Genomic DNA, 12755 nt, shown 5'->3' on the forward strand with positions numbered 1-12755 from the left:
GCCTTGAGCAGTAGCTTTTTCAGATTAAATGAGGTCAAATTGGCTAATTTAAAAATACCTATATGCTTTTTGGAGTGAAAAATATTCAGAATCTCTTTTACTTGTTAACGCGTTTAATAGCGTATCCAATTCTTGACTGGCTTGAACAGTTAGCAGACCTGTTAAGCCGTAAATCGCTGCCAATTTGATCATCTCTTGTCTCTTCTCTTCTACTTTTTCTATAGTTACCTTCCCGCAAAACACCATATCAAACCTCCCAATTATTCAATATTTTTACACTTTCATCATAATGAAACCACTAGTTAAAATCAACTATTTTCCAGAAATTAAATGTGTTAATTTAAAGGGTAAATGTGACAAAACACCTATTTTATCCTTCAATTATGTATATTTTGTGTCATTTTCTATTAAATGCAAAAAAAGCACCCACTAGTGTAGACTGTGAATGCTTACATCCTATCCCTTATCCAAGAACCCCAAATATAGTCCATCGCTTACTATGTCATCCATTCAGAAGGTGATTCGTTATTAGGTCTATTTATAACAATCTTATATTCATCTTCAAGTACTTTTAATGGGGCATCATAAAGGTGCCTTTCATCAGAGGTTTTGTATACTCCATTGGCTAATAACTCTTCAATAAGCATTGCCTTCCTCTGTTCAATCCTCTTAAATAATTCTGCCATGTAAATGGCTCCTTTCCTAGTCATCCTAGAGCCAGCTTCTAGTTAGCTAAACTTTATCAACTTGTTTGATTTTCACCAAATTATATATACCTTTTCTATTATGTCACTAAACGTTATTCCCCAAAAATAAAAGCCCCTTCTAATTCAAGAAGAGGCTGACAGTATCCGTACGGCTCTTCTTATCTTCCAAGCATACGCTTGTTGGATTTAGCACAGTTCCCAAAACGGGTCCGCTGCCGAGGTTTCTTTGGGCCAAGTCCCTCCACCTCTCTGGATAAGAATTCGATATATAAATGATGTAGCTATGATTTTATCCTAATAATCATCAAAAGTCAATTACCTGGTTCTTCCTTTTTCCCTGGACATAAAGTGATCCCTCTTTCAATTACGGGTTGCATTTTCTTGTCTTTCTGATATGATGTCAGTAATTACATACAATTCACACCACTAGGGGAGTCTTTTTTTGACTGAGATGGAATTAGTTCCGGACCCTTTGAACCTGAACCGGCTCATACCGGCGGAGGGAAGTGGATGATATCGTCCATTTACAGGCTATATCCATCTACTCCGTTCCGTATTCAGGAACGGGGTTTTTTATTTACATGGGAATCCATTCTAAAGGAGGATGAACAATGGAGAATACTAAATTAGAAACATTCAGTGGAAGACTACACGCACGGGCAAAGGAGATTTGGAAAAGGAACCATTCACATCCCTTTGTCCAGGCAATCGGAAACGGCACGCTTCCTGAAAAGAAATTTGCCTATTACCTGAAGCAGGACTATATCTATCTCATGGATTATTCCAAGCTTTTTGCTTTAGGTGTCATCAAAGCTCATGATATCGAAACCATGGCAAAGTTTGCGAGTATTTTAAATGAAACCCTTCAAGTGGAAATGGATATTCATCGGCATTATGCTTCCGAATTCGGGATCAGTTCCAAGGAATTAGAAGATACAGAACCTACGCCAACCACCCTAGCCTATACAGGTTACATGCTAAATGCAGCTCAGCATGGGACTTTGGCAGACTTGATCGCCTGTCTCCTGCCCTGCGCTTGGGATTATTATGAAATCGGTTTGCTATTAAAAGAACAAAATGGAGTAACATTGGAAAACAATCGCTATGCAGATTGGATAAGGTCCTATTCATCCCCTGAATTCGGGGAAGCACACAAATGGCTGATCGCTTTGTTGGAAGAATTGGCGGCAGGCATGCCAGAAAAGGAACTTCTTAGATTAGAAAAGCACTTTTTGGTTACTTCCCGATATGAATATTTATTCTGGGATATGGTTCAAAATGAGCAGGATTGGCCGCTGTAAGTCGTTGACATGATGATGAATCCTATAAAGAAACTGACGTTGACTGCCATGATCACCGCTATAACGACACTGACCAGTTCAATTATTTTCATCCCTGCAGGATTTGCAAAGGTCTTTCCTATTCAGCATTTGGCAAATGTCCTGACGGCAGTCCTATTGGGGCCTGCTTATGCTGTGGCACAAGCTTTTTTAGTTTCGATCATTAGAAACATGTCTGGTACCGGTTCAATTTTCGCCTTTCCCGGCAGTATGATCGGTGCACTTTTGGCTGCCATCCTTTATCGAAAAACACAAAGCTTAAAATTCGCTTGTTTTGGGGAAGTGATTGGGACTGGCATTCTCGGTTCCCTAGCCTGTTATCCACTAGCCATCCTCCTACTGGGAGAAAAAGCTGCTCTTTTTGGTTTTTTACCAGCATTTATGCTCAGTTCATTCGCAGGTGCCATTTTAGCTTTCATATTACTTAAAATACTGTTAAAAAATAATTATATGAAGGGGTTTTTTTATGAAAACAGCATTAACCATCGCAGGCTCTGATTCAGGGGGCGGTGCTGGAATACAAGCGGACTTAAAAACATTTTCTGCGCATGGGGTCTTTGGAATGTCTGCCATCACAGCCGTAACCGCACAAAATACAATGGAAGTCCGTTCAGTACAGCCAATTGAAACAACTATTATAACAGATCAAATTGCTGCTATCTTTGAAGACATTCCTGTCGATGCAGTAAAAATTGGCATGCTTGGATCAAAAGAAGTAGTGGAAACTGTCGCCGCGTCCCTTAAAACCTTCTTGCCTGCCATCGTTATCCTTGACCCTGTCATGATTTCCAAAAGCGGCCACCATTTGCTCGACGAAAAGGCTGTCTCTGCCTTAAAAAGGGAATTGCTTCCACTTGCAACACTTGTAACCCCAAATGTACCGGAAGCGGAAGTACTGACAGGCTTGTCGATTCGGACGGAACAAGATTTCTACCGGGCTTGCATGTCGATACAAGAAATGGGCCCCAAAGCCGTTCTCCTTAAAGGAGGCCATGCAGCAGGAAATCCAAATGATCTTTTTTATGATGGGACTGACTTCCATTGGATCAAGGGAGAGCGCATTCAGACAAAAAACACTCATGGTACAGGCTGTACCCTATCATCCGCCATTACATCAAACCTGGCAAATGGAATGCCATTGCAAGTGTCGATCGAACAGGCAAAGACCTATATTTCTGAAGCGATACGCAATAGCTTTTCAATTGGTAAAGGTCATGGACCTGTCCATCATTTTCATTCATTTGCAAAAAAAGAACGGAGTGACTTAATATGAAGGTTTCTGCAGCCGATTTATTCGTGAAGGTAAAAGAAAGTAAACCACTCGTTCACCAAATCACCAACTTTGTTACGGTCAACGATTGTGCAAATGCCACCCTTGCCATCGGTGGTTCTCCAGTAATGACCTCGAGCCCAAGAGAAGTGGCTGATATGGTCAAATTAGCAGACGCATTGGTCCTGAATTTCGGTACGATCGATGATAAAGCCTTGGAAGCAATGGAGATTGCCGGTAAGACGGCAAATGCCCTGGGTATCCCGGTCATCTTGGACCCGGTGGGCGTCGGCGCCACCTCCTATCGTACAGAGCAGGTCAAAGAGCTCCTAAGTAAGATTACTTTCCAAATCATTCGCGGAAATGCGAGTGAGATCCTTTCATTGATGGGTGGGGATACCGTTACACGTGGGGTGGATTCAGGGGAACTTGCCATTAGCAATGCAGAGCTGGCTGTACGAGCGGCAAATAAATTGAATAGTATCGTCGTGGTCAGCGGGGCTAAGGATGCGGTCAGCGATGGAAAACATACGTCCATCATCGACAACGGGAACCTCTTATTAACTAATGTTACAGGTACCGGTTGCATGTCCACTGCTCTTATCGGCACTTTTTCCGGAGTCACTGACGATTTCTATTCTGCGGCAATTGCCGGTATCTCAACCATGAGCATTTCAGGGGAACTAGCTGCTGCAAACCTTCAAAAAGATGAAGGAACAGGAACATTTCGTGTGCGATTAATCGATGCAATATCAAGAATGGATAAGGAAATCTGGATGCACGAGGTGAAAATAAATGAAGAAGTCCCAAATTGATTTAAGCCTGTATTTAGTTACGGAAGAATCCATAGCATTAGAAAAATTGACCAAAATCATTGCAGAATCGGTTTCAGGGGGAGTCTCGATCGTACAACTTAGAGAGAAAAATAATTCCTCACTCTCCTTTTATAAAAAGGCTTCTGCATTAAAACAGTTATTGAACGAGCTGTCCATTCCGCTTATCATCAATGACCGGGTGGATATAGCACTTGCGGTAGAAGCGGACGGAATTCATATGGGGCAAGATGACCTTCCACTTCCTGTCGTCAAACAAATGGTTCCTGAAGATATGATTGTCGGTGTATCTGTCTCCACTCTTGAAGAAGCTCTCGAAGCCGAACGAAATGGGGCAGACTATATCGGAGTGGGTTCCGTTTTCCCTACCAGGACCAAACAAGATGCAACTCTTATGGCAATTGGGGATTTGGAGGAGATTTGCCGAAACGTATCAATACCCTCCGTAGCCATCGGGGGTATCACTGCCGATAACATTTCCGCTCTTTCTAATAGCGGGCTATCCGGTACCGCAGTCGTATCGGCCATCATGAATGCCGAAAATCCCAAGACTGCCTCCGAATCCCTTTTAAAAATAATAAAAGACTTTAAATAACGAAAAGAGGGGACTGTCTACAGTCCCCTTAGTCTGTAGACAAATTCAGGAAAGCGAGTTTGCCTACAGGTTTTTCCAAAAAAACATTCAGTTGTTTTCAGAAATCCGCGCCCTTTCCCCCGACTGTCTGCCAAGCCTTCTCGCCGCAAGCGTCTAAGGGGTCCTGGCTAGACACGTATTCGGCAGGAGTGTCGAATTTCTTCAATTTAAATGAGGGTTTCCTCTATATAATACTGGAAAAAACATGAAGGATAACCGAGTCTTGTTTTTCATGGTTCGGGGTGAGACCATTCCGAACACACTCTTGTTTATGTCAAAACGGTATTCTTTGTTTCCTTCCCAAAAGCTACGGCAACTGCTCCCACTAGAATAGCAATTGTAAATAGGGTGAAAATCGATGAAATCGGAGTGTCAGCTGCAACTAAATACCCTACAAGCAACGGTCCCAGCACACCGCCAATCCTCCCGATCCCTGCAGCTAACCCAGCTCCTGTACCACGAACTGCTGTTGGATATTGCTCAGGTGTATACGCGTAAAGTGCACCCCAAGCCCCTAGGTTGAAGAAAGATAGGAACATCCCGGAAATTATCAGCAGTGCTAACCCCTCTGCCGATCCAAAGAAAAAGGCACTGACGGCCGTTCCAATTAAGTATGTGATCAAAACGAATTTACGCCCCATCTTCTCTATCAGCCATGCAGCTGAAAAATAGCCCGGAAGCTGTGCAAGCGTCATGATCAGAACATATTCAAAGCTTTGAATCATGCTGAAGCCTTTTATGACCATCACACTTGGCAGCCATAAAAACATCCCATAATAAGAAAAGACCACGCAAAACCATAGAATCCACAATACAAGGGTCTGACGGGAGTATTCCTTTTTCCAGACACTTTTCATATTGCTTAATACAGATGGTCGCTGCCTTTTTTCAAGTTCCGTATATTTCGGTGAATCCGGCAGTTTCAAGCGCAGATAAAGCGCATAAAATGCTGGAACTGCGCTCAATAACAACGCAACCCGCCAACCATAAGCTGGAATGATGAAGTAGGATATGAGTGCTGCCAAAATCCAGCCGACAGCCCAAAAACTTTCAAGAAGGACGACGACCCTTCCCCTTTTGCTCGCTTCAACGCTCTCAGAGACCAATGTCGATGCAACCGGAAGTTCTCCTCCAAGTCCCATTCCAATCAAAAATCGCAGTATCAAGAACAAACTGAGTGTACTGACAGCTGCAGACAGGCCACTTGCGATTGAAAACAATAATAATGTAATGATAAAAACATTCTTTCGTCCTACCCTGTCGGCCATCGCACCAAAGAAAACGGCTCCAACTGCCATTCCTATAGAGTTTATGCTCCCAATCCAGCCAACTTGTTCACTGGTTAAATTCCATTCCTGTTTTAATGCAACAATGATGAAAGAAAGCATACCGACATCAAGTGCATCGAACATCCAACCAAGACCCGCAACACCAAGTAACTTACGCTGCGAAATCATTTTCGCATTATTTTCCATATATTCCTCCTGAAGAACTTTAGACCTTCTAGTTATTTTATCCTTATTCATTTTAACTATTAACTTTCATTTTTGCTACAGTAATTACACATGTCATGACAAAAAATATCTCTTTTTTAAAATAATGAAGAAATCTTGGATATACTGTCGAATGATATTGATTGAATATTCCCTTTTTTTCATTTATCATAAAAATTGGCATAAATCATAGCGTTAACAATAAGTCATCATGTTTTGCCCAAGATAATCATTTTATTCAGGAGGGTAATTATGACCAATCTAACGTTAGAAGTAAGTGGAAAGCTGCAAAAATTTTTAACAGGGCCAAAAAAGCTCTATATTAATGGTCAGTTTGTAGAAAGTGCTTCAAAAAAAACCTTTTCCACTCCTAATCCCGCAACAGGACAAAAACTTGCTGATGTTTATGAAGCTGATAAAGAAGATATCGACTTAGCCGTCAAAGCTGCACGCAAAGCATTCGATGAGGGGCCTTGGTCAAGAATGAGCGCAGCCGCACGCAGTAGACTTATGTATAAACTTGCCGATTTAATGGAAGAAAATAAAACTGAACTTGCGCAATTGGAAACGTTGGATAATGGTAAACCAATCAGTGAAACTACCAATGCCGACATTCCTTTAGCTATTGAGCATATGAGATATTTTGCTGGATGGTCCACCAAGATTGTTGGACAGACCATTCCGGTAAGCGGAAATTACTTTAACTACACGAAACACGAGGCTGTTGGTGTTGTCGGTCAAATCATCCCATGGAACTTTCCGCTTCTTATGGCGATGTGGAAACTGGGAGCGGCACTTGCTACAGGTTGTACGGTCATATTAAAGCCTGCTGAGCAAACACCCCTATCCGCTCTTTACCTGGCTGATTTACTGGCTGAAGCAGGTTTCCCTGATGGAGTCGTCAATATCGTTCCCGGTTTTGGAGAAACCGCTGGACAAGCACTTGTCGACCATCCGCAAGTAAATAAAATTGCCTTTACCGGTTCGACCGAAGTCGGAAAATTGATCATGCGTTCCGCTTCCTATACATTGAAACGGGTCACATTGGAACTTGGAGGGAAATCGCCAAACATCATCCTACCTGATGCCGATTTCTCAAAAGCCATCCCTGGAGCCTTGAATGGGGTCATGTTCAACCAAGGGCAGGTATGCTGTGCAGGTTCAAGGGTTTATATTCAAAAGAAACATTATGATAATGTTGTTGCCGATATGGCCAGCCATGCAAAAAACATCAAACAAGGGGCAGGATTAGATCCAAGTACTCAAATTGGACCGCTCGTTTCCCAGGAGCAGCAAAATCGGGTAATGGGCTATATTGAAAAAGGGAAAAACGAGGGTGCAGAGGTTCTTGTAGGCGGAAATAAACCGGGTGAACAAGGCTACTTTGTTTCTCCTACTATATTCGCTGGTGTTGAAGAGGATATGACGATTGCTAAAGAAGAGATTTTCGGGCCCGTCATAGCTGCAATGCCTTTCGAGGATTTAGATGATGTCATTGACCGTGCAAATGCCAGTGAATATGGATTGGCTGCCGGCTTATGGACAAGCGATATAGCCAATGCCCATTATGTTGCAGGGAAACTTCGTGCCGGTACAGTGTGGGTGAACTGTTATAACGCTTTCGACGCAGCTTCCCCGTTCGGGGGTTACAAACAATCCGGAATCGGACGTGAAATGGGATCCTATGCACTGGACAACTATTCTGAAGTGAAAAGCGTTTGGATTAATTTAGGTAAGTGATTTTTGACTATGAAGAAGAGGGTCTCAAAGAGGCCCTCTTTCTTCAGTCCATTGGTTCTTTGTACAAAATAAGTAAAATATGCAACTATTCAAACCCTTTCAATAGTCTCCCCTTCCATAATTTTGGTAGAATCCAAGATTGGCAAACCGGCTGCTGCTTGAGATGGCTGGGGAGGTTATGCACTCAAACGGTATGATGCCGGGGTTTGTACTAAAGTGAATGAACCTAACCTGATCCAATTGATTTCAGCTCCTTTCCCGTAATAAAGAATTCCTTCGTTTAATTAACTATAAGTTTTCACAAACGATGTAAAAAGTTTCTTTTTTATAGAACAATAAGTACAATTATAAATGTAGAAAATGGAAAAGGAGTTTTGAAAAGATGAGTGATTTTCAAAAGAATTTAGAAAAATATGCAGAACTTGCCGTAAAGGTCGGCGTAAACATCCAACAAGATCAAACCCTGGTCGTAAACACAACATTAGAAGGCGCTGACCTTGTGCGTCTCATTGTGAAGAAAGCATATGAAAACGGTGCACGTAATGTCATTGTTAATTGGAATGACGATATCGTTTCACGCACTAAATATGAACTCGCTCCCGATGAGGTGTTCCATGAGTATCCAAAGTGGCGTGCAGAAGAAACGATCGAACTTGCAGAAAACGGAGCTGCTTATCTATCCGTCATCTCCTCCAGTCCAGACTTATTGAAAGGTGTAAAGCCTGAAAGAATTGCGAACTTCCAAAAAGCATCCGGGACTGCATTGAAAAAGTGGCGACAGTACATGCAATCCGATAAAGTTAGCTGGTCCATAGTCGCCGTCCCTTCAAAAGCTTGGGCCGATAAAGTATTCCCTGAGGAGGCAGAAGGAAAACGCGTTGATATGCTTTGGGAAGCCATTTTCAAAGCAGTTCGTGTTGATGTGAAGGATCCTGTAAAGGCCTGGAAAAAACACGATGATACCCTGCATGAAAAGGTTGATTATTTAAATGACAAGCATTACCAAAAATTACATTACACGGCTCCTGGAACCGACCTGACAATTGAGTTACCTGACAAACATCTTTGGGTCGGAGCAGGGAGCGTTAACGTACAGGGTCATGAATTCATGGCTAACATGCCGACCGAAGAAGTGTTTACGGTTCCATTGAAAACAGGTGTTAATGGTACAGTTTCCAGTACTAAACCCCTTAGTTACGGCGGCAACATCATTAATAATTTTTCCGTGACCTTTAAGGAAGGACGGATCATTGAAGTAAAAGCTGAAGAAGGGGAAGAAATCCTAAAACAATTGGTTGATACGGATGAAGGTTCACACTATCTTGGTGAAGTGGCACTGGTTCCATTCAACTCACCAATTTCCCAATCGAATGTTTTATTCTTCAATACATTATTCGATGAAAACGCGTCAAACCATCTCGCTATCGGCAGTTCCTATGCTTTCTGTATTGAAGGCGGAAAAAGCATGAGTCCGGAAGAGCTTGCAGAAAATGGACTGAATGAAAGCCTTACACATGTCGATTTCATGATTGGATCAGATAAAATGAACATCGACGGCATCAAACAGGACGGCACTACAGAACCTGTCTTCCGTAATGGGGATTGGGCGTTTTAATTAAATGTCATTAAGCGTCCATCACTTGAAAACCTTCATTTTTTTCATAGCCACGTGTTTCCTGCTAGGGAACATTGTGGCTATTTTTTCATGCCCATTAATCAATCACAGCTGTTGCCCAGCAAACGAAATGACAGTTCATGCCGTTTGCTGGGCAACCTCTCCATAAAGAAATGATTGATTCGCCATTCCTCAAAAGTCATTAAGAAATTCTTCCAGGAAATAAAAAAGCTCCATATATGTAGCACTCTGCTTTCATACGGTAATAGATAAATGGAATAGATTTCCTAAACCGGACTCCGCATAAACCCAAACTGCGTGATCCATTCCTCGTAAGCTAAAAAAAACGCATTCCGCATTCCGCCTTTCACCTTCTATATTCGCAAAACCATTACCCTTTATCTTCCTCTTTATATCGTTCAAAATTATTGAGCTCAGTGCCATTTACTTAGCCTGATTTTTTTAATCTAATATATCCTTGTAATATCTTGGACGCATCTTTTATCCCCAAATATGTTATACTATAAGTAAAGAGGGTGGCTAAATTGAAAAGCAATAAGTATAATACTGGTGAAACAGTAACTATTCAAGATACTAATGAATTAGTAACCATTAATAAATGGGCATATGTAAAAAACATGAAAAGATATTCTTATACTGTAAAAGAACAACCAACTACTTTTTTCTTTGAGGAAGAATTAAAAAAATCTTAATACCCGTCCCTAAAACCCTACTCAGCTCAGAGTGGGATTTTTTTTGCTTTTATTTTTAAGCACAATAAAAAACAGACTCCCCATCGGGAAGTCTGTTCATATAGGTTACGATTTAATTTTAAAATTAAGCTTTTTGAACGTTAGCAGCTTGAGCTCCACGAGCACCTTGCTCAACGTCGAAAGTTACTTTTTGACCTTCGTCTAAAGATTTGAAGCCTTCGCTTTGGATAGCTGAGAAATGTACGAATACGTCGTCTCCATTTTCACGTTCGATAAATCCAAAACCTTTTTCTGCATTAAACCATTTAACTGTACCTTGTTCCATTGTTGTTGCCTCCTAGTGCATAACACACATTGTATTACTATTTTTAATCATTTGGAAAATAATTATTATCCTCTTCCACAATCAAAAACAATTCTTTATTAGATTAACATGAAATGATAAAGATTGCAAATTTCTAGAAATATTTTTAAAAATACGGGTTTGCCTCCTATTTACATTATATCCCTATATTATCCAATTAAATGATTCAGATGTCGATTAACGGGTATATCAGAGTATAAGAATAAGCAACCACTTAAAGAATTTACAACAAGGAGGTCAATCAATGAAATATTACAAAGTTTCTAATAGCGGTCTTCACAGTAAGGTTATTGTAGCCTATAGCGGGTATGAGGCACTCGGACTTTATTTAATGGAAATCGATGATCAACTTGGTTTTGTTGATGATATAGATATGAGCAAGTCGAGATTTCCTATACCGGTTACCCCGTTTATAAGACACTTAAGGAGCTATATCAAGAGAAAGATTTTTGGGAAGTTCCTAATGTTGTCGTGGAAGTCGAATAATGACAGCCCTCAACTTTAAGAGAGCCACTGGATGTTACCTCCCAATCAACTCAGTCAAATAATATTTCGTAATGGCAAGATATTCACGGATATATGATTTCAACAGTGACACTTTTGGTGTCTTTGCCGGTATTCCCTTCATGTCCAAGCCTTCTTTTTTTGCTATTTCAACCGCCCGGTAGATATGAAAGTCATTACTTACGATCAATCCTAAAGCTGCTGTATCAGGAATGAGTTCTTTAGAGAAAACAATATTTTCGTACGTCGTTGTTGATTTATCTTCCATCATGATGCGTGCTTCTTCAATTCCCTGGGCGATTAGTCCCTGTTGCATTGCTTTTGCTTCCGATATATCTTCTCCCGGTCCTTTGCCGCCAGATACAATGACCACTGTATGTTTATTTGCAGTTAAATATTCTGCAGCTTTATCAATCCGGTATTGTAAGGATAATGAGGGAACCGAACCTTTGACTCTTGCTCCAAGAATAATGAGGTAATCGGCATTTTCCGGAATTTGCTGGTGAATGCTTTCTTGAATTTTCATGTGCAAAAATCCAAAATACACCAGTACTGCGATAACGCTTATTACACAAAATTTCATCGCCCTTTTCAAAGTTTTTCCCCACTTCATTTTCTTCCTATTACTTAATTTTTTCCAATAACCCCTATATAACTAAGAACAAAGAGCGGGAAATCATGAAAGACTTCCCGCTTTCCCCTAAATTATTCAATATGACAGTTTATTCCGCGACCATATCATCATATATCAATTTTCCTATTTTACTGATTACTTGACGGCTTTCTTCCTCTGATTTCATATCTTCAGTAAGAACTGCAGCATAAACAGTTTGTGTTTCTGAACGAATGATCGCACAATCATGGGCAACTCCCCGAATTCCGCCCGTTTTGCTTGCGACCTTGACCCCTCTGCCCATCAGGGATGGAAGTTTATCCCTTAATTGCTGGTTGTCAAAGACACGCAATATTCTTTCCTTGCTTTCCCTCGTTAAAAAGTTGCTTGTATGTATGGCTTTTAAACAGGTAATCGTATCTTCTGCCGATATGGTATTGTCACGCCCTTCTTTTAATGCCTTAAAATCCTGCATTTTTCGTTCAAGAACCGTATTTTTCAAACCAAGTTCCTTGATGCATTGATTGATTTCCTCAAAGCCCAACAGGTTCATCATCATATTCGTGGATGTATTGTCGGAAACAGTTATCATCAATGTCAATAAATCCTCTACGGTTAAAAATACCTTATTCGATAAAACATGCAGGACCCCAGATCCCCCAGTCACTTCATTAGGCGGGATGGTCACTGGTTGATTCAAATAAATTTTCTTTTGTTCACTTTGACGATAACCTTCGATGATCATTGGTATTTTGATCAAACTCGCTGATTGAAAGGATTCATCCTTGTGATATCCAATCGTGTCCCCAAGACCATTTTCAATTTTATATGCGATTTTCCCATTAAATGTTTCAATTAATGCCAAGATATCATGTTCTATAGTTTGTAAGGTCATCTCTTTCCCTATTCCTCCCTTGGATATCATTTAA

Annotated in this window: 15 protein-coding genes and 2 riboswitches; of the genes, 9 read left to right on the plus strand and 6 right to left on the minus strand. The window is 40.9% G+C overall.

Annotation, left to right across the window (positions count from 1 at the left end):
• Positions 1-48: 48 nt before the first annotated feature.
• A complete protein-coding gene (locus tag IOC57_RS05120; protein ID WP_207437697.1) occupies positions 49-246 on the minus strand; it encodes an aspartyl-phosphate phosphatase Spo0E family protein in 198 nt (65 codons plus the stop codon).
• A 251-nt stretch (positions 247-497) separates the two neighbouring features.
• On the minus strand, positions 498-686 hold the full coding sequence (locus IOC57_RS05125) for a Fur-regulated basic protein FbpA (RefSeq protein ID WP_207437698.1): 189 nt from the start codon (positions 684-686) through the stop codon (positions 498-500).
• A gap of 176 nt (positions 687-862) precedes the next feature.
• Positions 863-967, minus strand: a riboswitch (SAM riboswitch).
• Positions 968-1125: 158 nt separating this feature from the next.
• A riboswitch (TPP riboswitch) is annotated at positions 1126-1229 on the plus strand.
• 89 nt (positions 1230-1318) lie between these two features.
• On the opposite strand from IOC57_RS05125, the gene tenA reads away from it, so the two are divergent.
• From tenA to thiE, 5 genes are read left to right on the plus strand one after another with little or no spacing between them, the layout of a single operon-like run.
• Complete coding sequence (gene tenA / locus IOC57_RS05130) at positions 1319-2008, plus strand: thiaminase II (RefSeq protein WP_207437699.1); 690 nt, start codon at positions 1319-1321, stop codon at positions 2006-2008.
• A gap of 15 nt (positions 2009-2023) precedes the next feature.
• Positions 2024-2545, plus strand: coding sequence for an energy coupling factor transporter S component ThiW (gene thiW / locus IOC57_RS05135; protein ID WP_207437787.1), 522 nt, complete (start codon positions 2024-2026; stop codon positions 2543-2545).
• A complete protein-coding gene (thiD, locus tag IOC57_RS05140) occupies positions 2514-3320 on the plus strand; it encodes a bifunctional hydroxymethylpyrimidine kinase/phosphomethylpyrimidine kinase (protein WP_207437700.1) in 807 nt (268 codons plus the stop codon). The genes thiW and thiD overlap by 32 nt, the downstream gene beginning before the upstream one ends.
• Complete coding sequence (gene thiM / locus IOC57_RS05145) at positions 3317-4132, plus strand: hydroxyethylthiazole kinase (protein ID WP_207437701.1); 816 nt, start codon at positions 3317-3319, stop codon at positions 4130-4132. Before thiD ends, thiM begins: the two co-directional genes overlap by 4 nt.
• Positions 4113-4745 carry a thiamine phosphate synthase gene (thiE, locus tag IOC57_RS05150; RefSeq protein ID WP_207437702.1) on the plus strand — a complete coding sequence of 211 codons (633 nt, stop codon included), beginning with the start codon at positions 4113-4115 and terminating at the stop codon, positions 4743-4745. Before thiM ends, thiE begins: the two co-directional genes overlap by 20 nt.
• Before the next feature lie 308 nt (positions 4746-5053).
• On the opposite strand, the gene IOC57_RS05155 is transcribed toward thiE, so the two are convergent.
• Entirely contained in the window at positions 5054-6259 is a 1206-nt protein-coding gene (locus IOC57_RS05155) for an MFS transporter (RefSeq protein ID WP_207437703.1), read from the minus strand.
• 270 nt (positions 6260-6529) lie between these two features.
• Here IOC57_RS05155 and IOC57_RS05160 point away from each other — a divergent pair, with 270 nt between their 5' ends.
• From IOC57_RS05160 to IOC57_RS05170, 3 genes are all read left to right on the plus strand, one after another.
• A complete protein-coding gene (locus IOC57_RS05160) occupies positions 6530-8017 on the plus strand; it encodes an aldehyde dehydrogenase family protein (protein WP_207437704.1) in 1488 nt (495 codons plus the stop codon).
• Between the two features lie 382 nt (positions 8018-8399).
• On the plus strand, positions 8400-9632 hold the full coding sequence (locus IOC57_RS05165; protein ID WP_207437705.1) for an aminopeptidase: 1233 nt from the start codon (positions 8400-8402) through the stop codon (positions 9630-9632).
• Between the two features lie 545 nt (positions 9633-10177).
• A complete protein-coding gene (locus IOC57_RS05170) occupies positions 10178-10345 on the plus strand; it encodes a hypothetical protein (RefSeq protein ID WP_207437706.1) in 168 nt (55 codons plus the stop codon).
• A 124-nt stretch (positions 10346-10469) separates the two neighbouring features.
• Here IOC57_RS05170 and cspC read toward each other — a convergent pair whose 3' ends face one another.
• On the minus strand, positions 10470-10670 hold the full coding sequence (gene cspC / locus IOC57_RS05175) for a cold shock protein CspC (RefSeq protein WP_010331195.1): 201 nt from the start codon (positions 10668-10670) through the stop codon (positions 10470-10472).
• 283 nt (positions 10671-10953) lie between these two features.
• On the opposite strand from cspC, the gene IOC57_RS05180 reads away from it, so the two are divergent.
• Entirely contained in the window at positions 10954-11214 is a 261-nt protein-coding gene (locus IOC57_RS05180; RefSeq protein ID WP_207437707.1) for a hypothetical protein, read from the plus strand.
• A gap of 15 nt (positions 11215-11229) precedes the next feature.
• Here IOC57_RS05180 and IOC57_RS05185 read toward each other — a convergent pair whose 3' ends face one another.
• The gene (locus IOC57_RS05185; RefSeq protein WP_207437708.1) at positions 11230-11826 is read right to left on the minus strand and encodes a YdcF family protein; all 597 of its coding nucleotides are present in this window, start codon (positions 11824-11826) and stop codon (positions 11230-11232) included.
• 109 nt (positions 11827-11935) lie between these two features.
• Positions 11936-12721: a serine hydrolase gene (locus tag IOC57_RS05190; protein ID WP_207437709.1), complete on the minus strand. Its 786-nt coding sequence runs from the start codon at positions 12719-12721 to the stop codon at positions 11936-11938.
• Between the last annotated feature and the right edge of the window lie 34 nt (positions 12722-12755).

Source organism: Bacillus sp. SD075, assembly GCF_017355165.1.
Taxonomy (GTDB): Bacteria; Bacillota; Bacilli; order Bacillales; family DSM-1321; genus Peribacillus.